This window comes from Catenulispora subtropica, from assembly GCF_039531675.1.
GTDB lineage: Bacteria > Actinomycetota > Actinomycetes > Streptomycetales > Catenulisporaceae > Catenulispora > Catenulispora subtropica.
Map to the genome: position 1 here is coordinate 12,817 of NZ_BAAAQM010000030.1, position 24,448 is coordinate 37,264.

12 protein-coding genes are annotated in these 24,448 nt (G+C 68.7%); 2 read left to right on the forward strand and 10 right to left on the reverse strand.

The genetic code is table 11. The features are described from left to right. Nucleotides 1-958: 958 nt before the first annotated feature. Entirely contained in the window at nucleotides 959-1,645 is a 687-nt protein-coding gene (locus ABD466_RS24690; protein ID WP_344659536.1) for a hypothetical protein, read from the reverse strand. A 36-nt stretch (nucleotides 1,646-1,681) separates the two neighbouring features. Continuing rightward, nucleotides 1,682-9,277, reverse strand: a complete 7,596-nt coding sequence (locus tag ABD466_RS24695; RefSeq protein ID WP_344659623.1) for a LamG-like jellyroll fold domain-containing protein — start codon at nucleotides 9,275-9,277, stop codon at nucleotides 1,682-1,684. Nucleotides 9,278-9,541: 264 nt separating this feature from the next. Here ABD466_RS24695 and ABD466_RS24700 point away from each other — a divergent pair, with 264 nt between their 5' ends. Further along, a complete protein-coding gene (locus tag ABD466_RS24700) occupies nucleotides 9,542-11,593 on the forward strand; it encodes a DUF8189 domain-containing protein (RefSeq protein ID WP_344659537.1) in 2,052 nt (683 codons plus the stop codon). Nucleotides 11,594-11,950: 357 nt separating this feature from the next. Here the strand turns inward: ABD466_RS24700 and ABD466_RS24705 are convergent, their stop codons facing one another. The 8 genes from ABD466_RS24705 to ABD466_RS24740 form a co-directional block, all read right to left on the reverse strand. After that, on the reverse strand, nucleotides 11,951-13,597 hold the full coding sequence (locus ABD466_RS24705) for an outer membrane protein assembly factor BamB family protein (RefSeq protein WP_344659538.1): 1,647 nt from the start codon (nucleotides 13,595-13,597) through the stop codon (nucleotides 11,951-11,953). Nucleotides 13,598-13,945: 348 nt separating this feature from the next. After that, complete coding sequence (locus tag ABD466_RS24710) at nucleotides 13,946-15,241, reverse strand: glycoside hydrolase family 3 N-terminal domain-containing protein (protein ID WP_344659539.1); 1,296 nt, start codon at nucleotides 15,239-15,241, stop codon at nucleotides 13,946-13,948. Between the two features lie 95 nt (nucleotides 15,242-15,336). After that, nucleotides 15,337-16,335 carry an LLM class flavin-dependent oxidoreductase gene (locus ABD466_RS24715; RefSeq protein WP_344659540.1) on the reverse strand — a complete coding sequence of 333 codons (999 nt, stop codon included), beginning with the start codon at nucleotides 16,333-16,335 and terminating at the stop codon, nucleotides 15,337-15,339. A 101-nt stretch (nucleotides 16,336-16,436) separates the two neighbouring features. Then, on the reverse strand, nucleotides 16,437-17,447 hold the full coding sequence (locus ABD466_RS24720) for an isopenicillin N synthase family dioxygenase (RefSeq protein ID WP_344659541.1): 1,011 nt from the start codon (nucleotides 17,445-17,447) through the stop codon (nucleotides 16,437-16,439). A 61-nt stretch (nucleotides 17,448-17,508) separates the two neighbouring features. Then, nucleotides 17,509-20,169, reverse strand: a complete 2,661-nt coding sequence (locus ABD466_RS24725) for a LuxR C-terminal-related transcriptional regulator (protein WP_344659542.1) — start codon at nucleotides 20,167-20,169, stop codon at nucleotides 17,509-17,511. A gap of 46 nt (nucleotides 20,170-20,215) precedes the next feature. Beyond that, on the reverse strand, nucleotides 20,216-22,141 hold the full coding sequence (gene murJ, locus ABD466_RS24730; protein ID WP_344659543.1) for a murein biosynthesis integral membrane protein MurJ: 1,926 nt from the start codon (nucleotides 22,139-22,141) through the stop codon (nucleotides 20,216-20,218). Continuing rightward, entirely contained in the window at nucleotides 22,141-22,419 is a 279-nt protein-coding gene (locus ABD466_RS24735) for a hypothetical protein (protein ID WP_344659544.1), read from the reverse strand. The genes murJ and ABD466_RS24735 overlap by 1 nt, the downstream gene beginning before the upstream one ends. Nucleotides 22,420-22,426: 7 nt before the next feature. Further along, on the reverse strand, nucleotides 22,427-22,834 hold the full coding sequence (locus ABD466_RS24740) for a hypothetical protein (RefSeq protein ID WP_344659545.1): 408 nt from the start codon (nucleotides 22,832-22,834) through the stop codon (nucleotides 22,427-22,429). 415 nt (nucleotides 22,835-23,249) lie between these two features. On the opposite strand from ABD466_RS24740, the gene ABD466_RS24745 reads away from it, so the two are divergent. Further along, on the forward strand, nucleotides 23,250-24,128 hold the full coding sequence (locus tag ABD466_RS24745; protein WP_344659546.1) for an NAD-dependent epimerase/dehydratase family protein: 879 nt from the start codon (nucleotides 23,250-23,252) through the stop codon (nucleotides 24,126-24,128). Nucleotides 24,129-24,448 lie beyond the last annotated feature (320 nt).

The window sequence follows — 24,448 nt, forward strand, 5'->3', positions numbered from 1 at the left end:
TTAAACGGGCCTGAAGCAGATGAGGCAGGTGGCCGGCCCGAGCCAGGCTTCGTAGATGTCGTCGCGGCGTTCCTAACGGATCCGTAGGCGGCGGAAGCCGTGCAGCCAGGCGATGATTCGTCCGACGACCCGGCGCAGGCTGGCCGCAATTGCGACGGGCCGATGCCGACCGCCGCCGAGCACAAGGCTGCTCGCCGTGCGAAGCCGGACACCACAGCCGACTGACCCATCTACCCGGCATCAACGCCCGTGACCGACGAAGGTCACAGCCAAGACCACTAGTTGAAAGCCTCTTCACAAAGATCAAGATCGTTTGGTCGAAACCTTCTTCACAAAGATCAAGGCACGCCCTCCGGGCGCGAGGGGCGGCATGTCTGGTCGGGATCTGCTTCCTGCCTTCGGCCCAGCAGCCCCGCCCAGCCCACCGCCCCGACACATCCACCGGCAGCCAGATTCGGCGACGAACGACGACGATGCCCGCAGGCCGCCAGCCTCCCCCGAGTGGCAAACACGGCGTCACTCCGATCTGGCCGCGAACCAGCAGACCGACGCGAGGTCGTGGGCTCCGCCCACACCCGGCCCTCCCTCCGACAGCAGCCGAAGCGAGCGAGCTGCGGAGTGCGGCGCCGCCGCCGATCGGGCATCCGATGGACTACGACGGAACCTCGCCGGGGGCAAGGGCAACCCCGCGCCTTGCCCCCGGCGAGAACCCGTCGACGGGCACAGCCTGCCCGACCGACGACAGCACCTCGTTCACGAGCCGAGGGACGTTGTAGAAGATCTACAAGCAACCCCCGTATATCAGGAACCTCTGACGGCAACGCTGACGGCAACGGGAGCCGACAAGGACATCCGCCAGGTGGCTGCTGTTACGGAAGCAGTCTCGCCAAGCGCCCACGTCATGCGGCAAGCGAAGCTCACCCAGCAATCACTCGGGGAGATCTTCTCCCTCAACAGATCAGCCCAGACTGACTGGCTTCCACCTAAAGCCCGCGGTCCATCCCATGCCGCCCTGAAGGTATTCCAGGAACGCAGACTCCAGTTCATCTACGCTTGACGAGAAGGCTCGCCAATGCTTATCCGGGGAACCGTCCCGATACTCAATCACGTAGTGGCCTCGCGGCGCACCGGCCTGATCGCCATAACCTGCCTGAACGTAGAAGTTCTTTCGCCGCTCAAGAACAACGAACCAGTTGGATTCAGACAGACCCCGGATGCTCTCTCCGACAAGGACGTCACCCGGACCGTCAATTACGCGCCCATCCGAAAGCTCAAGGGTGAGTGATTCGCCCGAGCTACTTCCATTCATAGACTGGTAGACAGCCGGTCCCTGAGGGTTGAAGCACACCAGCCCTCGCTCTCGCGAAAGGTCACGAACGATCGGAAAGACGTCGTCCGCGAGAGCAGACTGGATCGGCATGATCGCGCAATCGTCTGCGATGTCTGGCTCCGCCGCCCAGGGCAGGTCAGCGGTGCCGCGCAGTGCGCTGTAGCGCTCGACAACCGCATCGACGAACGCTTGCATCTCCTGCCCTGGGACGAAACTCTGGAACGGCCGCGAGCACAGGTCCGAGTAGAACTGCGATGCTTCCTCAGCGGTTAGCTGGTCCGAGGAAGGACGCCAGACGGCGAGATCAAAACTCATAGCTCCTCTTTTCTTCGCTGCCTGGCGCCTTCATCCTCAGCCTGCTGCGTCCGGAACCCAGCTATAGAAGACACCCTCCAGATTGTACCCGCTGTTGCCCCCGACGCTTGTTGCTGTATTTCCAGGGGTGTTAAGCCAGGCATCTGCGGCTTGTTGGCGCGGCGTCAACGGCGACGTTCCGCCCTTTGTTTCGACGCCATACCACTTACCGTCAATCTGGACTGCGCCGTCATAGATTCGCTCACCAACGCCAGGGACTCTGACCGTCACAGAGCCTCGAACAACAGGAGCTCCGTCGAGCTCCAGCTGGTCTAGTGTCGTTCTTTCGTCAATCGCGCCGACACGGCCCGGAGTTCCGTCGCTCTTGGCAAATTTGCCATCTGCGGTACGGCATTGAGTGTTGTGGACCAACACCGGCGTATCGCCAGCCAGGACATAGTACGTGTGCAGCCCGTCGATCGTCAGGTCGTAGGTCGTCTGGCTGTCGTGGAACAGGCGTACTGCCGACACCTTCACTGCGCCGTCGGGTGTCTCGAGCCTGTCGCCGGGCTTCAGTTTCACGGCCTCAATGAAAGAGGCATTGTCTACCGAGTAGAACGGGTGATGATAGGTAGTGTGAACGGTCTGGTCGCCGTTCGGTGTCGTGATCGTGACGTCGGCGAAGTCGTGGTCGGTCTTCGTGACGATAACTGCGTCAACATTATGGCGCTGTGTGGCACCCGTGGCAGGGTCCGCGTTAGTTACAGTGTCGCCAACCTTTACCTGCTCGATGGGTTTTGAGGTGCCGTCGGCCATCAGGACTGGTGTAGCCGCGGTGAAGGAGTGCGGCAAGGCGCAGCTAGCTGCATCGGCGAGGGCGTCGGCTCCATCCTTCTCGCTGGTCTTTACTGCGTCCTTAGTGCCCGTTTTTACTACGTCCTTGCCGACGGCTTCGGCCGCGCCCTTGGCTACAGCGCTCTCACCACCCGTGAATACGGTCAAGGCCACCGAGGCTGCTGCCGAGCTGCATCCGCTCACTGACGCGTGCGCGGCGCAGTCATACACGTCGCTGGCAGAGGAAGCATGCCAGGCGAACTTCAGTACGCTCTTCAGCAGCTTGGTATCGCCAGAGTTCACCAGCGTTTCCTCCTGCTGGTGCAACTCCATCTCGCGGGCGTCCTGGTACATCTTCTGGACCATGTCTAGGCAATGCTTCGCAGCGCCCCCAGTCTCGTAACCGCAGCCACCCTCGCCGCCATCGACGGCCATGAGGCCACTGGGGTCGCTTGCTGTCTCGGGGTTGTCGCCGGCGTAGTTGTACGCGTTGAGTCCGCTTGGGGCCCCGGTGTTGATGGGGTCCGGGCTGATGAAGTGGCCGATGCTGGGGTCGTAGTAGCGGGCCCCGTCCTGGACCAGCCCGGTGTTGTAGTCCTCGACATGGCCCAGGAAGCCCTTGTCTGTGATCGACTGCAGGAGGTTTCCACCTCGCTGTGCACCGTAGGGGGTGTAGAACTGGCGGGTGACGGCGCCGGTAGCCGAGTTGACCGTGATCTGGGCGCTGCCCTGAGCGTCGCTCAGCAGCCAGGTCAGGGTGGTCGGGGTGCGTTCGGCGACGGACGCGCTGCCGCTGGCGTAGGTGCGGTGGGCCGTAATGGTACTTCCGTTGAGGACTAGTTCCTCGGGCCCCAGGAACAACGTCGCCTGGTTAGTGCCGGTGTCGTGACGGATCAAGCGTCCGCCATCCGCGGAGTAGACGAAGCCGGTTGTGTAAGGGCCCTGGACGACGCTCTTCAACTGTTGCTGTTCGTTCCAGGCGAGGGTGGACGAGAGCCCGTCGACGCTGCGGCTCGTCATGTCCCCGTTGGCGTCGTACCCGTAGGTGTCGCCGCCGTTGTTGGTGAGGGCGTGGACGTGGTTGGCATCGTTGTACTGCCAGATGTGGGTCGTGCTGGCGATATTATCTGTGGTCTGCAGGATGTTACCGAGGCCGTCGATGCCGTAGGTGACGTCGTAGGGGGACGGTCCGTACGTGGGATTCGGTCCGGCGCAGGTGGCGCTGTCGGTGGTGAACGCCCGGGTCATTTGGGCTTGGCCGTCGTAGGTGAAGCACTGGTTCTGTGTCGGGCTGGTGATGGAAGTGACGTCGCCGGCCGCGTCGCGGTTGTACGTGTCGGCTTGGATCTGAACCGTCCCGGAGTTGTTCGTGGTCCTGGCTGCGATCGTCGACAGCGCTTCGGTGTCCTGCTCATACCCATAGCCGCGTACAGTCTGGCCGAGGCCGGTGTTGCCGAGGGTGCGGCCGGTGATGCGGCCGAGACCATCGAAGGTGGTGTTGGTGACAAGGGTTCCCAGGCCACCGTTGGTGGTCGTGGGCTGGCCGAGGTTGTCGTAGTTGGTGGTGACTGTCTCTGCAGCCAGGCCACCGGCGGCCGGGTAGGTGATTGTGTTCTGGTGTCCGGCCTTGTCGTAACCGATGGTCTCGGTGTAGGTGCCGGCCAGGGCGCCTTCGGATGAGGGGATGTTCCAGCTGGTCCCGAGGGATCGGCCTTGGGCGTCGTAGCCATTGCCGGCCACCGTGTACGCCCCGCCGTCGCTGTAGGAGGTGGCGGTGGACGGTTTGCCGAAGCCGCCGGCTTGATTGTCGTAGGTGTAGGCCGCGGCCGGGTCTATGGCTCCGGTGGTCGAGCCGCGCTGGTAGAGGTTGCTGGCCTGGGTGGCGTTCAAGGGGATGTCGTAGACGCGGACGTCGGAGATCTGGCCCTTGAAGTAGTCGGTTTTGGTGCCGTTGAACAGGCCTCGGCCGATGGCCAGCGGTCCGGACGAGCCGACCGGGGTGGTGTCGGTGGCGCTGCCTGCGAGTTGGCCGTTGACGTATAGCTTCATGGCGCCAGTGCTGGCGTCAAAGCTGGCGGTCAGTTGGGTCCAGGTGCCTGTGGCCGGCGGTGTCGAAGCGTGGGCGCGGGCCGCGGTGCAGTTCACTGTGTCGGTGGGGCAGCGGGAGAACGCCCAGGCATTGTCGTCCTTGTCGTACTGCAGGAAGAACCCGGAGGCCTGCGTCCCGTCCTGCGACAGCACCTCTTGCCATGCCCCACCTGCGGTCAGGTTCGCCCATGCCGAGACGCTGAAGCTCTTGGAGGTGTCCAGGATCGGGCCTGAAGTGGTGATGCTGGTGCCGATGCCATCGAAGCCGGTCGCGAACAGCCCGGGCTTGGGACCGGCCACGACGTGGGTGATAGACCCGGAGGCGGTGGCGTTGCGTCCGTTACCGGAAGCATCGGCGGCCATGCTGGGCGACGACGCGTTGGTGGTGGACTCGTTGAGATACCACACGCCGATCGCGGCATCGCTGATCTCGGAGATGGTCTTGCGGTTCGCCGAGTCGTAGGCGCTGTTCAGGAAGTTGAAGTTGGCGTCCCGGCTCTGGATGACGTTGCCCGCACCGTCATACCGGGTGGTCGACTGCCCGGTGTCCGGGTCGTGGGTGCTGGTCCGCCGCTTCAGCCAGTCATAGTTGTAGGTGGTCTGGTGCCCGGCGTTGTCCGTGATCGAGTTCAGGTCGCCTAGCACGTCATAGCCGTACTTAGTCACGACCTGGGAACCGACCGGTCCAGGCTCGTCGACCTCCACTTTGTGACCGAAGGCGTCGTACTTGGTGACGGACCACGCCCCCGACGGCGCTGGCGGCACGGTCTTGGACTGGTCGGCCCAGTAGTCCGTCGTCGTGGTCTGAGCTGCGCCGTTTCGGACGACAGTCTGCCGATTGTAGAAGTTCGTCGACTTCGTCGGCCGGCTCAGCGTGTCGTACCAGGTCTGGGTGGACACGCCGTCGTTGTTGTTGGCCGGGCCCCAGAATTGGAACGTGCCCAGGCCGGTGGCCAGGAAGTTCGGACCTTCGGTGAGGACCTTGCGGCCGAGGCTGTCGTAACCGGTGGTCGCCACCGAGAATCCGCCCGTGGTCGGGGTCTGGGTCTCGATGGAGCGGCCAAGGCCGTCCATGAAGGTGTAGGAGGCGGCATAGGAGCCGTCAGCCTGCAGCTTCTCTGTCTTGGCACTTGCCGGTACGTTCGTGTTCGCGCTTCCGGAGCCTGAACCGCCGGTGGGATTGGTGTAGGGAATGCTGTAGGAGAACTTGTACGACGGTGAACCAGCCGCGTCCCCGGGCAGTGATACCGATGTCAGCCGACCCAGTGCGTCATATGTCTCGTTGGTCACGTTGTAGTTCGCATCGGTGACGCTTACTGGCAGCCCGCGTGCGATGTCGTAAGTCGTCGTCGTGGAATGCCCCTGGGCGTCAGCTGTAGTCACCGAAGTCGGGATACCTGTGGCAGGACTATAGGTGGTCGTCGACTGGTTGCCGTCAGCATCGGTGCTGGTGGCGATGCGTCCGTAGATGTCGTAGGTCGCGGTCGTGGTGACGGTCTGGTTCATGCCTGGGGCCGTGACGGTCTTGGTGACGTCGCCCTGCTGCGGGGAGGCGCCCCAGGTCGCCTGGTTGTCGTAGTAGAGGAACGTCTCTGCTGAGAGTCCGCCCTGGCAGGTGCCTGCCAGCGTCTTGACGTCGTAGGGCGCTTCCCATGTGTGGTCCGCTGCCTGCGAGTACGCGGTGGCGGTGCAGTACTCATTGAGGTTGACGCCGGTCTCGCCGTAGTGCATCAGCGCGGTGGTGTTCCCGAACGCGTCGATGGCGGAGTCGGTCTTGATTTCACGGATGCTGCCGTCGGCCTTGAACGCCTGGGACGTGTCGTTGTCGTTGGTGATGCGGAAGGCGTTGTGGCTGCGGTCGTTCGGCAGCAGATACCCGGTGGCGGTCTGTTGCACCAAGTACTGCTTCATGTCCCAGGTCAGCGCATTGCCGTCGTTCGGGTCGTGCTGGATGTGCTGGAGCATCTTGCCGGCGAAGAACTCGTAGTCCGGCTGGGGTGCCTGGGTGGTTCCCTTCAGGTCTGGGAACGGGGTGACCGTCTCGTCCCGGTAGGTGCTCGTCGACTTTTTGTAGTCGTCGTACTGGCCTCGGTAGAAGAGGTACTGGTCGACCGACTCCATCGTGCCGATGGTGAAGAACCCGCCGTTGTTCGGCTCGCCCTTGACCACCTCGACGACCGCGTAGCCGCGGTAGTCGTTGTAGTACGGGGACGTTGACACCAGCGGCTGCGCCATGTGCCATGCCGCACCTAAGCCCTGCCCGCCTATCGCTCCGGCGTTCTTTCCATACAGATATTGCGTGTTCTCGATGAACTGGTTACCTGTGCTGGAATCGGCGACCAGATCGAAGGTGCAGGTCGCCGTCACCTGGTACTTGACGTACCACTGGTAGCCGCTCGGGTTGGGGTCCGAGGCGCTTGGCGGATTCGGCTCCTCGAAGCAGTCGCCGTTCGAGGAGTCCTGGGTTGGCAGTAAAGCCGGGTCGCACGCGTTGGGTGTGCCGTATTGGACGTCGGTCTCCGCGCCGAGTTCGTTGCTGATGGCGGTGAGCCGGAGCATGTTCAGAGTCCCGCCGTTGGGCGGGTTCGTGGTCATCAGACGGTTGTTGTATTCGGCACTGTAGGTGTAGATCGGGGCTTCGTCTGCGGCGCCGTTGTCCACACCGTGGTGTTGGATAGAGGCCAGCCACAGTATGGCTGGTCCACCTGTGATGGCAGGGAACATATAGCTTAGATCCCAGCTGTCCACTGCCGGCATTGCATTCGACCGTGGATCGAAGACGTCGGTCTCGACGTTCACCAGTGCGTATTGAGACCAGAACGAGGGACCCACGTTCGGGCACGACGTGTTGTCGCACTGCAGATCATAGGGAACATCCGGCCAAATCGACGCGTTGTCGGTCGAGATCGCGGGGCACGGATCCGGCCTCTCGAAATGCACCGGGCGACCCGAGATGTTGCAGCGGCTGCCGTAGTACAGCAGTACACGGGCCGCCGCAGAGGTTGCAACTCCTGGTATCCCGTAGTCGATCTCTTGCAGGAACCCCCCACGGGTGTACGTACCCGTGCCCGATCCGTTACGCATTTTGTAGTTGTTCCGCTCAGTGCCATAAAAGTACCTTGCGATGGAGTGATGCGGATCTTCGACCTTGTCCAGCATCCAGCGCCAAGGCATCATGCAGTACTCGAAGTCCGGCCCGGTCCCGCCAGCGTTACATGACGGCGAGTTCGGCGGCGAGTTACCCGGAATACTGAACACCGGCACCAGCCAGGCCGATTCCGGCGAGCGGCCGTTCCAAACCTCGTTCTGTCCGAAGGTGTACTTCGTGCCGTCGTTTGTGGTGATCCGTATGTACTCGCCAGGCGCCTGAGGGTTGTTGTCGCCGTTGTCCGCCCCGGTCAGTCGTTCTACGGTCCAACCGTTGTCGTTCTTCAGCCGCCAGCCGCTGGTGGTGGTATCGCGGATCAGCTCAGAGGTCACTCCGTTCAGCGAGAGCGTGAGGTTGTCGTTGTCCCAGCACTCGTCCAGCGACCATCCATTGTGGGCTTGGACGCCCTGGATCGCGCAGGACTCATAGTCCCGCTGCACGTAGTTCTGGCCCACCGACCAACCGATCCCGGACTGCGAGGCCTGCGGATTGTTCGCGGCGGTGTGGCCGTCGACGCTCTGTGAGTTGTAGTTCACGCTCAACGTCGGCGTCACCGCGCCCGGTACCGCCGGAGCCTTGAACGGATAGCTGTAGGTGAACGCACCAGAGTTGAGATCGGTTGTCCATCGTTCGCCGGCGTTCAGCGGCGATGCCGCGTAGTTTCCGCTCGGCGATGATGCCGTCGAGGCCAACACATATATCGAGCCTGAAGCAGAGGTGGTCTTGGTCGACGGGATCTGGGCGGCCACAGCCGCCGGGTCGCCGTCCGCGGCCACTGTCGCGGTGAGTGCGCCAGCAGCAGTGTCGTTGACCGCCTTCACCGGCGTCCGCACCGAACATGTCGACAGCGACGGGGTCGTGAGGTAACACGACGGATAGGCGAACAGCTGCAAGCGGGTGGCGAAGTCACCGCCGTACGCGTTGCGGAACCCGGAATAGTCCACCTTGACCGACACGGGCGCCGGCTTCGCTGCCGCGGCTGCCTGCCCGGACTTCTGCTGCGCCGTCGCGGCGTCGGCACGCGTCAGCCGGAAGGCGACCCCGACACCGTGCAGCTTGGCGACAGTGGCCTGATCGAATGCCTCCACCTTGACTTGCGATGGGCTGGACGACTCCACAGCTGGCGCCGAATTGTCCGCCGCCTTGGCCAGCGCGACAGGTGTTCCGGGCGCGGCTGCAGCCACTGACAGCGCCGAATTACCTGCCTTCGCCGGAGCCCCACTGACTTGCACCACAGCGGTGGCGGCGGACGGCCACACCGGTGGCGCTGGCACTGGTGTTGATACCAGCGGCGTGTGTTTCGGCGCCTTGGGCACCGGCGGCGTGCCGGGCTTCACCGGCGTCAAAGGCGCGCCGACACTGAACTTGCTCGCTGCTCTGGCGGGTTCCGCCCCCGTCGGTGACAGGACCGACAGCCCTGTCGTCACTGACAGCACAAGACCCAGGCCAACGTTCAGCCACACCCGACGACGCGCCATGTACCCACCCCAGAACCCCGCGAAGACGAAACCAGGTTGCCGATCGATGATCACAGCACTTTGTGATCGCGACGACAACGGATGGAATCCCCCACTGATGAGCATGATCACTCATGGACGGTCATAATTCGAGCCCTGACTTTGCATAGTCTTTGCCTACGCAGAGTCAGGGTCTGCGTATCAACGCCGTTCAGGGGTAACGGGGCGGTTTTCGGCGGTGCCGTGGTGGGCGCCCTGTGTTTCAATGTGCGGACGGCCAGCCCTTCGTGGCAGGCCGAGCGGGGAGTCTGAGAACTATGGTCACTGCGATGCGCGCTGCCATCCCCGCGACGTGACCCGGCGCCATCGGGCCGAGCGGAGGGGTTGTACGTGCACAAGAGAAGAACGACGGCGTGGGGGCGGCCAGCCTCGATGGTCGCGATGGCCACGGTTCTCGCCTGCGGCGCCCTGGTTCAGGGCGCCGCGTCGTCGGCGCAGGCTGCCACGGGTTCCGACCCGACCAGCTACGTGAACATCATCGCGCACGAGGACGACGACGTCCTCTTCCTCAACCCGGATCTGGCCGCGCCGTTGCGAGCCGGGCGCCCGAACGTCACGGTGTTCCTGACGGCCGGTGAGGCTGACGGCGGACGGGACCCGTCGGGGAACATCACGCTGTCGCAGGCGGACTTCGCCGAGGCACGGGAGGAGGGCTCCCGTGCGGCCTACGCCGCGATGATGGGCCTGGCGAACAACTGGAATCGGCAGAACATCGTGCGTCCGACGAGTGCCGACTACGAGATGGACACGCTGGTCGGTGCGCCGCAGATCAAGCTGATCTTCCTCAGCCTCAAGGACGGCGGCGACCCGAGCGACGTCGACAACCTCTCGGGTCTCAACGACGGCACGTTGTCGTCGGTGTCGACGTTCGTGCCGAACAACCCGATCGTGACGCCGACGCCGCAGACCTACACGAAGCAGCGTCTGATCCAGACCCTTCAGAGCATCCTCAACCAGTATCAGCCGACCGTCGTCCGGACTCAGCAGCCGAGCAACATTTACAACTACTTCGGCGACAACGTCGACCATCTCGCGGCGGGGAGTTTCACGGATCAGGCGATGGCCGGGTATCACGGCCCCGGCGGGAACCGGCATGTGGTGCTCGAGCACTACCGCGACTACGCCATCAACAACCTGCCCGACAACCTCAGCTCCACGCAGCGTACTGACAAGCGGGCGATCTTCGTCGTCTATGAGAACCACGACGCCAACGCCTACTTCTTCGACAACTACAGGCCCGACCCCGACTACAAGGCGTGGCCGAAGCGTGAGTATCAGCGCTGGCCGGCCGGCAGTTCCTGGACCGCCACCGACGCCGACGGCCGCATCGAGGCGTTCGCGGTCGAGGACGGTACGGTCATGCGCTGGTACCAGACCTCTCCGGGCGGGGCATGGGCCGGACCGCAGGCCCTGGCCGATCCCGGTGGCGCTCTGGCCCCGCAGGTGAGCATCGCCCGGAACACCGATGGCCGCCTTCAGCTCTTCGCGCTGCGCTACGACTCGACGACGGACACCAGCGAGGTGCTCACGGCGACGCAGACCGCCGCCGGGGCCGACTTCGGGGCATGGACCAGCTTGGGCAACCCCGACACCAGCGGCGATCAGACCGGCCTGCCCGCCGTCGGTGTCAACGCCAACGGCGACCTCCAGGTCTTCGTGAAGAACCATGATGGTGGTGTCAGCAGCCGGACGCAGTCCAGCCCCGGCGGATCGTTCGGCGCGTGGGCCGACCTCGGCGGGGGTGGAGGCGTCCAGGACGGCTTGTCCGTGGCCTCCGACCGCAGTGGCCGTCTGCAGCTGTTCGCCACTCGCTGCGACATCCAGACGACGCTGCCGGATTGGGGCGTGCCCACGCTGTCCTGCTGGCTGGCGCACTGGGGCCAGGGCGCTGCGAACGGAACGGGTTCCTGGGACACCACGCAGTGGGTCAAGGGTGGCATCACCGACCAGCCGGTCGTCGGCCGCAGCCAGGACGGACGGCTCGAGGTGGTCTTCCGTCAGTCCGGCGGTAGTGACGTCAAGGCCGTGACCGAGAACGCCGACGGCACGTGGAACATGACGGCACAGGACTTCTCCGGTAACGGTGGCGTCGGTAGCGTGGCGGTGACCACCACTACCGGGAGCGACGGCCGGATCTTCGTGTTCCAGAAAGACAACAGCAGCGGCGTCAGCGTCACGACGCAGGCTACTGCGAACGGGACCTTCTCGAATGCGTGGACGGCGCTCGGCGGAATGATCGAGAACCTGCCGGCCGCCGCTGTCGACTCCAACGGCAAGGTCGTGCTCACCACGATCGGTACCGATGGCCTGCTCTATGTGGGAACCCAGCAGACCGCCGGTTCCTCGCGGACGTTCGGCGCCTGGCAGGCCATCGGGTCCTAACCGACCAGGAGCCAGCTTTCGCCGCGAGCAGCCGGTTGGAACAAGCTCCACGACAGAGCGTTTCACACGGCGCTTGCTGCGCGACGACAGTTCCAAAGGATCTGAAAGCCCGAATGGCCCGCCTGAGATCCCAGGTGGGCCACTCGGCATCCTCAACTCGGCCGACCAAGCTTGGTATCCGACCGAGCCGAGGTCATCTGCCAACCGAACTTCGCCGACAGGGCGGGGAACAGCTCACTCGAAGACTGTGAGTGCCTGTCCGTGAAGTCGTCAGGCCACTTACGGATCCTCATGCCCCGATCGAGACCGCCGATTTCACGGCCAGGCACTGAGTCGAATGGCAGCCATAGGCTTTTCCTACTGCTTCACCTCGAAAGCCACCATCGAAGCCCCCTTCGTCGGCTGCGCCGGCACCACGACCAGCCGGTCCCCGACGAGATACGCCGCTGACGTGCCGGCCCAGTCCGGTCCCAGCGGGTCCGGGATCGGGGAAGTCTTCGCTGTGCCGCTCATCGTCGAGAAGGCCAGCAGGCGGGCGCCCGGGCCGGCCTTGGTGTTGCCTCCGTCGAGGACGACGGTCGTGTCCGGGTCCAGGGCGACGATGGCGACGGGGGAGCCGTTCATGGCCGGTGATTGCCACAGCTGCTTGCCGGTGGCGGTGTCGATGGCGACGAGGCCGGAGGCTGAGGGTTTGCCGGTGGCCGGGTCCGTGGCGGTGGTGGGTTCCACCAGGATGTTGCCCTGCATGTGGGCGACCTGGGCTTGCTTGCCCTCCGGGCCGAGGCGGGGTTCCAGTTGGCCGAAGGGGCCGGTGCCGTTGAAGGTCGACTGGATTTGGCCCTTGTCGCTGAGGGCGACGTACTGGTCGGCCGGGGTGGAGCCCTGCTGGGTGGCCTCGATGTGGACGACGGCCGGGGATGCGGCCTGCACCAGTGTGTAGTGCGCGTCGGGGGCCGGGGCCGGTGGCAGGGGGGTCTGCCACTGGTCGGCGCCGGTGTGGCCGTCCTTCATCAGGACGGTCGCGCCCTTGCCGCAGTCGGCGAGCACTGCGGCGGAGGTGCCCCGGACGGCGGCTTGGATCAGGCGGCAGGTGGGGTTGGCCTTGGCCAGGTCCGCGTCCCACAGCTTCTTGCCGTCGGCGGCGTTCCAGACGGTCAGCAGGTTGCCGCCGGTGCCGGACACCAGGCCGTCGGTGAGGGATATCGACGAGTTGTCGGGGCCGCCGCCGGGGATCGTCGCGGTCCAGAGCGGCTTGCCGCTGCCGGTGTCGATGGCCGCGACCGAGGTGCAGTTGCCGTTCTGTCCGTAGCGCAGAACGCCGACCTTGCTCCTCGCCACGCGGCTCATCTCGCAGAGTGTCTCGCCCTGGTTCGGGGCGAAGGTCCACAGTTCTTTGCCGGTCTTGATGTCGTAGGACTGCAGTCCGGTGGTGTCGCCGCGGATGACGGAGTTCGAGTCGGTCAGCCAGCTGCCGAGGGTCGTCTTCGCGTTCGGGTCCGTGTTCGCCTCGGCCTTCCACACCGGGTCGGCGGAAGGCGGCCTGGGGGCGTCCGAGGTGTGCGTGTCGGTCGTCAACGGGCCACCGGTGACGGCGGGTTTGTCGGAGTCGTCGTGCGACATCAGAATGACGCCTCCGGTGACGGCGGCGGCCGCCACGACGACGGCGCTCGAGACGGCGATGACCAGACGCTTGCGGCTCTTCTTCGGCGGCGGAACCGAAGGAGGGGGCGTCATCAGCGGCTGGTCCGGGTTGTACGAGAACTGCGGCGGCGGGGCGAAACCCGCGCTGGTGTTGCCCCAGTCCCTGGTCGACGGCGCCGGCGGGATGGTGAGGTTCGAGCTGCGGCCGTCCGGGGAACCGAACGGAGGCGGAGTCTGTCCCGGCCCCCAGACCGGGCCTCCCTGAGGAGGCACGGGCGGCCGCGGCTGCGGTGGTTGCTGGGGCATCGAGCCGCCGCTGTTGCCCGCGTTGTTCGACAGCGGTGCCCCGTACGGCGACCCCATCGGGGGCGGAGCGGAGTGGGACGACGACGGCCCAGGGACGTTTTCGTCGCCCGGGCGTGGGCCCTGCAGGGGCGGGCGCCACGGATTCGGCTGTCGGTCCTCAGGCGGTGTGCTCATGTTGTCGTGTCCCTACCGAAGCGGTCCAGATGCTGCCAGAACTGTCGCAGGGCACGTCCGGGCCTGGCCGTCACTGGCGAGCGACGTCCTGGCCGTAATCGTCAGGCCCCCGATGGAATGACTCCCCAGGTGAGATTCTATCTATCGACACGGCCATACGGGAAGTCGGCACCGACGCTACTCTGGTCCGCTGTCGATGTAGTGATGTCAAAGTATTGGCATCCGGTGATCTTACTTCAGCCCGCCCCGCAGGGCGTTGACCCGGTTCAGCGCCGCGTCGAACCCGGAGCGACTCAGCTTCCCGCTGTTCACCCCGTCGACAAGGGCCTGGGCCGCGGCGTCGCCCTGCGCCGGGTCGCCGGAGGAGCACAGCAGCAGGTCCATCCCGGCGCCGGCCGCCAGCAGCGCGCGGTTGCCGGCGCCGCCGTAGGCCTGCAGGGCGCCGGCCTCCAGGGCGTCGGTGATCGTCACGCCCTGGAAGCCGTTGCGGCCGCGGAGCTCCGACTGCACCGCCGTCGAGGACAGGCCCGCGGGGCGGTTCGGGTCCAGGTTCGTGTAGACGGCCCAGGACATCATGACGAGTTTCACGCCGCTGCTGATCGCCGCGCCGTAGGGGAACTCGTCGACCGCGCGCAGCTGGGCGAGCGGGATGGTCAGCGTCACCGGGCGCAGGTCGGTGTTCGAACCGGCCGGCGCCGAGCCCAGGCCGGGGAAGTGCTTGCCGGTCGCGGCCACGCCGACGTTCTGCTGGGCCGTGATGAACGCGGCGCCCAGCTTCGAGACCTGGTTCGGGTTCTCGCTGAAGGAGCGCTGGGTGGCGTCGATGAAGTCGCCGGGGGTGCGGGAGACGTCCAGCACCGGGGCCAGGTTCAGGTTCATGCCGACGCCCGCCAGGTTGACCCCGGCCGCCTTGCCGGAGGCGGTCGCGGCCCCGACCGGGTCGGCGCTCTGGCCGACCTGCTTGGCCGACAGGTCCGGCGGGCCGGGCAGGCGGCGGACCACGCCGCCCTCCTGGTCGGTCATCAGGAGCAGCGGCAGGTGCACCGGGCTCTGCTGCTGGGCCTGGCGCAGCTGGGTGATGACGTCGGTGATCTGCGCGCGGCTGGAGATGTTGCCGCTGAAGAAGATGATGCCGGCGACGCGGCCCTGGCGGATCAGGTCCAGCAGGTGCGCCGGCGGGGTCAGGCCCTGGTAGGAGTAGACGATCCGCTGGCCCGCCTGCTGCTGCAGGGTGAGGTTCGACGGCGTGGTGGGTGTGGTGGGCGCGGTCGCCGGGGGCGGAGCCGGCTTGGTCGTGGTCGGACCGGTCGGCGACGTGGTGGGCTTCGTCGGCGTCGGGCTGGGCGGCGTCGGAGTCGTGGGCGCCTGGCTCGTCGTGGTCGTCGATGGCGTACCGGTGTTCGAAGCCGCCGGCTTGGCGCTGCCCCCGCACGCGCCGGACAGCAGACCCGCCGCCGCCACCAGCGCCAGACCCGCGACGCCGCGGGCCCGTGTCCGTCGTCTGCTTCGCATGCCAGCGTCCGCCATGGCTTCCACCTTGGCCGCCGACCGGCCGCGGCGCCAGCCGGTTGGGCCGTCTCGGTACCGGTTTCGGCAACCTCGGGCCGGGCGGCGGCCGCGACCTACGAGGAAACCGAAGTCTGTAGCGCCGGAGCCGGCGCCGGAACGAGCTCCACCGCCCGGATCCGCTCGGCCCGCACCGGCGACGCCGGGGCCAGCATGACCTCGTCGGCGGCGGTGCGCGCGGCCAGCCGCTCGATGTACCCGGCCACCTGCTCCGGCGTCCCCGCCGCGGTCACCCGCATCATGGTCTTCACGTGGTCGCCCGCGGGCGTCGCCAGCAGCTCGTCGAGCTCATCAGCGCTGAGCTCCGGCCCGTTGCGCACGAGGAACCGCTGGGCCCGCCACCGCTGCGCGGCCCGGAACTGGGCCCGTGCCTCCTCCTCGGTCGGCGCCGCGATCAGGTTCGCCGCCACGATCAGGTACGGCTCCGGGTTCGCCTCGCTCGGCCGGTACTCCTCACGGTAGATCTCGGTCGCCGCCTCCAGCGCGTCCGGCGCGAAGTGGGACGCGAACGCGTAGGGCAGGCCCAGCGCCGCGGCCAGCTGCGCGCCGAACAGCGAGGAGCCGAGGATGTACAGCGGCACGTTCGAGCCGTCACCCGGCGTGGCCCGCACCCCGGGGATCCGCGTCTGGCCGGTGAGGTACCCCTGCAGCTCCAGCACGTCCTGCGGGAAGGCGTCGGCCGACTCCGGAACGCGGCGCAGCGCCCGCAACGTGGCCTGGTCGGTGCCCGGAGCGCGCCCCAGCCCCAGGTCGATCCGCCCCGGATGCAGCGCTGCCAGCGTCCCGAACTGCTCCGCTATCACCAGCGGCGCGTGGTTCGGCAGCATCACCCCGCCGGCCCCCAGCCGGATGCCCTCCGTGTGCGCCGCGACGTGCGCGATCACCACACTGGTGGCGGCGGAGGCGATGGCCGTCATGTTGTGGTGTTCGGCGTACCAGACACGCTCATAGCCGGACCGCGCCGCGGCCCGCGCCAGCGGAACCGCACCGTGCAGCGCGTCGGCCGGATGCTCACCGGGTGCCACCGCCGCGACGTCGAGCAGCGAGTACTTCATCGATCCCTCGTCTCCCGGCGCCTCGGTCGATCTCGGCTGCGTCGATCTTGGCGGCCGTCCGCCGGAGGCAACGCCGGGAAACGTGGCGGCATTCCCCGCGCCTAATCGCCTAGCAACTCCCGATGGAACTTCCGCGTCACCTCGGGATGCGCCCGCATGTACCCCTTCAGCTCGTTCCGCCCGAACTCCGCGTACAACGGGTTCGAGGGATCGTCCGTCGCGCCCGGCGCGTGGTGCGAGTGCGGGAACTCCAACGGCTCGATGTGCGCGTCCAGGCGCGGGTTGTAGAAGAACGGCACCGAGTAACGTTCCCCGGGCGGGCTGACCACGCGGTGGCTCGTCGCCTTCAGATACCCGTCCGTGGCCACCTCCAGCAGCTCGCCGAGGTTGACCACGAACGCGCCCGGCAGCGGCGGCACGTCCAGGAACGTTCCGTCCTGGCGCCGCACCTGCAACCCGCCGACCGTGTCCTGCAGCAGCAGGGTGATGAAACCGTAGTCCTTGTGCGTGCCGACGCCCTGGCCGCCGCCGTGCGGCGCGGTGCCCGGGTACCGGACCAGCTTCAGATGCAGGTGCGGATGGCCGGCGAAGGCGTCGTCGTAGAAGTCGGGGCGGGCACCGATCGCGGCGAGCAGCTCGTGGAGCAGGCGGGCCGAGACGCCGGCGAGGCGGTCGATCCAGGCCAGCGCGGCGCGGCGCAGTTCCGGCAGGGCCTTCGGCCACTGGTTGGGGCCCTGCAGCCACCAGTACGGCGGCTCGCCCGGCCCCGGCACGTGCGACGGCAGCTCCGTGCCGATGTCCAGCTGGTCGCGCCAGTCCTGCGCGCCGGCCGTCTGCTCGTCACCGGTGCGGGTGTAGCCGCGGTAGTGCGGGGAGTTCAGGTTGCTGATCGCCAGGCGGTCGGCCTCCGGCAGGGCGAAGAACGCCCGCATGGCACCGGTCAGGGCGGCCGTCTCCTCCTCGGTCACACCGTGGCCGACCAGCTGGAAGAACCCGACGTCGGTCGCGGCCGCGCGCAGCGCGTTGTGCAGCCGGGCCCGGTCACCCTCCGACCCGTCCGCCAGCGACAGATCGATCACCGGCAACGTGTCAGAGACCGCCGACCTGCTCATTCCCTCACGGTAACCCGCCCGTCCGGCCCGAACCCGTCCCGGCCGCCCGGGGCACCGCTGGTCAGGTGAAAGGCGGCGGCAGCACGGCCGGCAGATCCCCCCGCCCCGCGATCCCCAACTTCGCGTACGCCCGGTTGAGATGGTTCTCCACCGTCCGCGGCGACAGGACCAGCGCGTCCGCGATCGCCCGGTTGCTCGCCCCGCCCGCCGCCAGCATCGCGATCTCGTACTCCCGCCGCGACAGCCGGCCCGGCGCGGTCCGCGTCGCCGTCGCCAGCAACGGCGTCCGCGCGCCTTCGCAGAGCTCTGCCAACCGCCGGGCCCGGCTCCGGGCCGCCGCCGCCCGCCGCGACTCGCCCGCGTCCCCGAACCCGGCCGCCGCCAGCTCCGCCGTCTCCGCCGCCGCCAGCCGCATCCCGAACGCCTCGAACCGCTCCGACACCGCCAGCAGCGCCCCGGCGTCCCCGAACGCCGCCGCGAAGTCCACCACCAGCCGCCCGAGCCGCCAATCCTGCGGGACCCGGGCCCGCAGGTCCCGGATCAGCGGGGCCCGCACCCCCAGGCGCAGCAGCTCGAAGCCGGTCGTCACCGCAGCTCCGACCGCCCCCTCGGCCAGCGAGCCCTCGACACTCGCGGTCAGGACGGCGCGCGCCGCCGCCGGGTCGCCGGTCGCCGCCGCGTACCAGGCCCGCGCGACCGCCACCTCGCAGTCCAGCCGGCGCACGCCGCCGGGCCCTCGCCGCGCCGCCTCCAGATCCTCGGCCGCCGCCCGCGCCCGCTCCAGATCGCCCAGCTGCGCCGCCGCCTGCAGACGCAGCGCCGCCGCCCAGCGCTGGCACGCCCGCGAGCGCACCTCCCGGAACACCGCGAACGCCTCGGCCGCGTACCGCAGCGCCGACGCCGGACGCCCGCCGCGCAGCTCCGCCCGCGACCACGCCAGACACGCGAACGCCTGCCCGGGCCGCGCCCGGCTGTCGACCGACGACCGGTACGTCGCCTCCGCCATCGCCAGCGCACCCGCCAGGTCCGGCACGTCGCACATCTGCCACGCCTGCCAGCCCATCAGGCCGTCGTGGTTCGCGCTCATCGGCAGCCCGCTCTCCAGCAGCGCCGCCGTGCCGAGGTCCAGCCGCTCGACCGCCCGGTCCAGGTGCCCGGTCAGGTTGTCGGCCAGCGCCGCGCCCAGCAGCGCGTTGCCCCGGGTGGCCGGATGCGGATCCGTCAGGTGCGGCTCGGCCAGTTCCCGCGCCCGGCCGGTGCTGTTGACGTACGACAGCATGTGCCCGTGCACGGCCTCCACCTGCGCCCGCCACCGCGGCGTCGTGATCCGCCGCTCGGCGGTCGCGATGGCGGCGAGCAGCGCGCCGGCGTCGTCGCCGCCCATCCCGAGCGGACCGGACAGCAGGAACGGCACCGTGGCCAGCACCTCCTCCGGCACCTCCTCAGGGGACTCCAGCACCGAGACCAGCAACGCCGCGGCCGCCTCGTGCCGCCCCAGATCGAAGCACGCGCTGGCGAGCAGCATCGCCGCCGGCGGCCCACCGCCGGAGTCCAGCGCCGCCTGCGCCAGCCGCGCCGCCAACGCCAGGTCCCGCGACGCCTCGGCCTGCCGCGCCGCCGCCAGCAGCAGGTGCGGCACGCCCTCGCCGCCGCCGTCCAGACGCCACAGCGCCACCCGCGTCACGTCTCCGCGCCGCCGGGCCCCCAGCGCTTCGACCACCTCGGCGGCCCGGCGGTTGTGCCGCAGCGCGGCGATCGCCGGCATCGAGGAGCGCAGCAGCTCCCCGTACAACGGATGCGCCAGCCGCACCTCCCGCCGCCGGCCGTCGGCCGTCACCACCGCCAGTCCGCGCCGCTCCACCGCCTCGACCGCCTCCGGCGGCACCAGTTCCGCCAGCAGCGCGAGCCCGACCGGCTCGGCCACGGCCAGCACCTCCAGCGCCGACCGCTCGGCCGCGGTCAGCGCGCCGATCCGGGCCAGCAGCAGTTCGTTCAGCCGCGGCGCCGCGGTCAGCGGCCCGGTCAGCCGCCATGCCCCGTCCGCCTGCGCGAGCAGCCCCACCTCCCGCGCCGAGGCGATCAGCTCCCTGAGGATCAGGGCATTGCCCTGCACCGCGGCCGTGATCCGGTTCAGCGTGATCCCGTCCACCGGCCCCGGCAGCGCCACGCCGACCAGGTCCGCGATCGCCGTGTCGGACAGCGCGCCCAGATCGATCCGCGCCGCGCCGAGGTCCTTCCACAACGCGGTCACCGCGTCCGGGACCGTCTCCCCGGAGCGCACCGTCGCCAGCACCGTGGCCCGCCCCGAGAGCGCCGCCTGGTGCACGACCGTCGCCGAGGCCTCGTCCAGCAGGTGCGCGTCGTCCACGAGAAGCAGGACCCTGTCATCGGGGGTGGATCCGTTCAGCACCGCCGCCAGCGCCGCGTCGACCGGCGTCCGGTCGGGCGCCGGCGGCGTGCCCGGGAGCAGCCGGCTGACCGCGCCCAGGGGGATCCGCGACGCCGACGCCGATCCGACGATCAGTACCGGCGCGCGCTCCGGCGCCCGCTCCGGCGCCGCGTGGCGCGTGGCCTCCCGCGTGGCCTCCCGCGCGAACTCCTGCGCCAGCCGCGTCTTGCCGACTCCGGCCGCGCCGACGATCACCGCGCCGGCCCGCGCCGCCGCCTGCAACCGTTCCCACTCGGCCGCCCGCCCGATGAGCGGCCATGGCGTGTCGTCCATGAACACCTCCCCCGGAGGTGGGATCAGAGGATATCGGGATGGTGCGTCAATGCCCTGTCAGCGCTGCGAACCGCCGGCGCAGATGCCGGGTCAGCACGTCCACCTCGGTGATCCGCAGCGCCTTCGCGGACAGCACGTAGACCCCGGCCAGGACGCCCCCGCCCGCGGCCGCCGCCAGCAGTGAGCCGGCCAGCGCGTCCCCGAACAGCCGGTGGACGTTCTGCGCGGCGCAGCGGTCGATCAGGGCCGCCAGCGCGGCCACCGCGACCAGCCGCCGGTAGACGCGCGCCACGCCGCGCCCCGGCGCCGCGGCCCGCGCCGTCAGCCTCGGCCGCAGCCGGCGCACGGACCAGGTCAGCCCGGCCGCGGCCGACAAGCCGTAGCCGCCCGCCATCACCACGACCGGCCAGTGCGTGTCGCCCAGCGTCAGCGAGGCGGTGATCGCGACCGCGGCGTTCACCGCGCCGGTGACCAGGCCGACCGTGAACGGCGTCCGGGTGTCGCCGAACGCGTAGAAGCCGCGCAGGATCACGTACTGCGCCGAGAACGGCACCAGGCCGAGGCCGAAGGCCGCGAGCATGTAACCGATGCCCTGTGCCTGCTCGGGGTGGGTCTTCCCGTGCCCGAACAGCACCGCGGCGATCTGCGGCCCGAGGGCCAGGAACGCGAAGGCGCACGGCACGATCACCGTGCCCGACATGCGCAGGCCGAACGACAGGTCGTCGCGCACCGCCGCCGGGTCGTCCTCGGCCGCCGCCCGGCTCATCCGGGGGAGCAGGAGCGTCAGCAGCGAGACCGTGATCACCGACTGCGGCAGGATCCAGACCTGCTGGGCCCGCGAGTAGGCGGCGTAGCCGACGGCGCTCGTCAGGTGCTCGGCGGCGGCCTTGGCGTCGACCGCCGAGGCCAGGTGCATCACGAGGATGTTCACCGCCTGGCCGATGAGCATGTAGGCCAGCGTCCACTTCGCCAGCGATCCGGCCGCGCCCAGCCCGGCGCCCCGCCAGTCGAAGCGCGGCCGGAAGCGGATGCCGGCCCGGCGCAGGAACCAGAGGACGATCACCGCCTGCACCGCGACACCGGAGGTGGTGCCGACGCCCAGGAACATGCTCTGCGCCGGGGTCAGGGTGTCGCCTCCGCCGGTGCCGCCGACCGCGATGAAACCGGCGAACACCGCGATCACCACCACGTTGTTCAGCACCGGGGCCCACGCCGTCGGACCGAAGCGGCCGCGCGCTCCCAGCACTTGGCCGACGGTCGCGAACACGCCGTAGAAGAAGATCTGCGGCAGGCAGTAGCGCGTGAAGGCCACGGCCAGGTCCCGCTGCTCGGGGTGCAGGCCGCCCGCCGAGGCCGCGACGATCCACGGCGCGGCCGCCATCGCCAGCGCGGTGACCGCCAGCAGGGCGCAGAAGACGAGGGTCAGCAGGCGGTCGACGTAGGCCGCGCCGCCGTCCGGGTCGCGGCGCGTGGCGGCGACCAGCTGCGGCACGAAGACCGCGTTCAGGGCGCCGCCGATCAGGAGGAAGTAGATCATGTTCGGCAGGGTGTTGCCGACGGTGAAGGTCGTGGCCAGCACCGAGGATCCCAGCGCCGCGGCTTGCAGGAGCTGGCCGAACATGCCGCTGATGCGGGAGACGAGGGTGGCGGCGGCCATGGCGGCCGAGGCGCTGCCCGGCGATGATCTGCCGGCTGAGGAGGTGCCGGCCGACGAGATGCCGGCCGAGGAGCTGCCGGCCGACGACCTGCCGGCCGAGGAGCTGCCGGCCGACGGCTCCGCGACAGCCCTCTGCTGCGACACCACCGACGCGGCGACTTCCGGCTGCTCCTCCGGCGGCCACCACACCGCCGGACCCTGCACCGGTCCGCGGCGCGGTGGAATCAGCTCACTGACGCGCTGCGGATCGGCGACGAGCCGCAGCATCCCGGTGTCCCAGTCCCCGGTCACCCCCGGGATCTCGAACTGCTCCACTACGAATCCCCGCCCTCGCCGCTGGGTGACGTGTTCGGATCATCATCGCAGAGCACTTCGTCGTTTGCGCCGCCCTCCAGCAGCCGCCGTAACCGGACCCCGGACTCCGACAGCGGATCCGGCACCGCGGGTGCCACCAGCCGCTCGACCACCGCCAGGTCGGCGGCGGTCAGGCGCAGATCGGCCAGGGCGGTGACGGGATCGGCGGCCACGCGGGCGGCGAAGGCCGGGTCCGCGGCCAGCCGGCTCAGGACCCGTTCCAGATCGCTTCCCGGCATGGTGGGCTCAGCCGCCCGTGCCGAGCCGGCCGACCGCCGCGTTGACGACCTTCTTGTCCACGGCCAGCACGTCGCCGCCGCCCATGTCCCTTCGGCCGGCCATGGCCTCGATCACGTCGGGACCGTACGCGACTTGCAGCTTGAAGGCCGGCTCGTTGAACCATGCAGTGTCCCCGATGCCGGTGATCTTGTCTTGCGAGGGCCACTTCTGCAGGGTCGCCGTGAAGTTGGTGATGTACGACAGGGTGAAGATGCGTAGGTCGTCGGCCTCGGTGTATGTCGCCACCGTCTGGTGGATGCCCGGCGTGAGGGGATCGGTGGTCATCACCTGCGTGCACGTCAGGAACGTCTCGCCGACGGTCCTCGACATGTCGGCCGCGGAGAAGGCGCCGCACAGGTCCACGTTGTGACCCATGTGACCCGATGCGGTCGCGGACGAGGATGGAGTTGTACTCGGCGGTGCCGGGCGTGAAGCCGCAGAGCTGGAGACAGTAGAGCTGGGGACTGCGGGGGTAGAGACTGCAGAGGTCGAAACCGGATCGCTCGATGCCGGCGCGTTCGATGTCCGGGTGCTCGAGGTCTGCGATCCCTGCGCCCGCGCCGACGACTGGCACGCCGCCGCCGACACCATCACCGCCGCGACCCCCGCCACGGCGAGCACCGCCGCGATCCCACGATTCAGCGTCATGCCGCCAGCCAACCAACCTGGGCCGCCGCGAGTCGTGAGTACCGACTACTCAACTCTTGACGTACCGCGCCCTCCCCGTGACCCCTCCCGGTCACCACCGCCTAAGATCGTCGGATCAACTTCACATCCATGGGGGTTCATCATGCGTGTCCTGCTCATCGGCGCCAGCGGGTATGTCGGTTCGGCCGTGGCCGAACGGCTGACCGCCGAGGGTCATGAGGTCGTGGCCCTCGCGCGCCCGGGCAGCACCCGCCCCGCCGTCCCCTTCGAGCGCCGCTTCGGCGACCTGAAGGTCCCGGCGTCGTTGACCGCCGCCGTCACGGACGACATCGACGGCGTCGTCCACCTCGCCACCCCCACCGGCGACGCCCGCATGGACGCCGCCGCGGTCACCGCCCTGACCGAACCCATGCACGGCACCATCCGCCCGTTCGTCTACACCAGCGGCGTCTGGGTCCTGGGCGCCACCGGCGAGCAGAGCGCCGACGAGAAGAGCCCCACCGATCCGATCGCGATCGTCGGCTACCGCCCCTCGGTCGAGGAGCAGGTGCTGGCGCTCACCGACAACGGCATCCGCGCCACCGTGCTGCGGCCGGGCATCGTCCACGGCCGCGGCGGCGGCATCCCCGCACTGCTCGTCGACTGGGCCCGCAAGACCGGCGTCCCGCGCGTCGTCGGCGCCATGGACGTCCGCTGGCCGATGGTCCACGTCGACGACCTCGCGGACCTCTACGTGAAGGTCCTGACACAGGCCCCGGCCCGCACCGTGTGGCACGGCGTCGCCGAGCCCGCGGTGCCGGTCCGCGAACTCGCCGCCGCGGCCGGCCGCGCCGCCGGCGTGACCGGCGACGTGCAGGTCTGGCCGGTCGACGAGGCGGGCCAGGATCTCGGCAAGCAGTTCGCCGAAGCCTTGGCGCTGGACCAGTCGGTGACCGCCGAGAACGCGCACACCCGCCTGGAGTGGAAGCCGCGGGGGTTGGACGCGGTGAGCGATCTGCGGGTTGGTTCTTACCGGGTCTGAGGTGTGGTGAACCGATCCCGTGGGGTGGTTAGGGCGGTTAGAGCGGTGGTTGATGGTGGCGGTTGGTTTGTGGGTTTTAAAGGCTTGATACGACCTTCGGCCACGGTGTTGATGGTGCGCGGGGGCTCGCAGTTCGGTGGTGCGTGTCCGGGGGCGTTGGCGGGTGGCGGCAGCGTGTAGGGGCTGCGGAAGATCAAAGGCGGGCCTCCCGGCGGGACCTCAGTTCCCTCGGGGAACTGGCGCGGCTTCCCGGGGGTGGTCGGGTCGTGCGCGGCGCCTGCGGTCGTGGAGGTGGGGGTTCGTTCCCCTCGCTCCCGTCG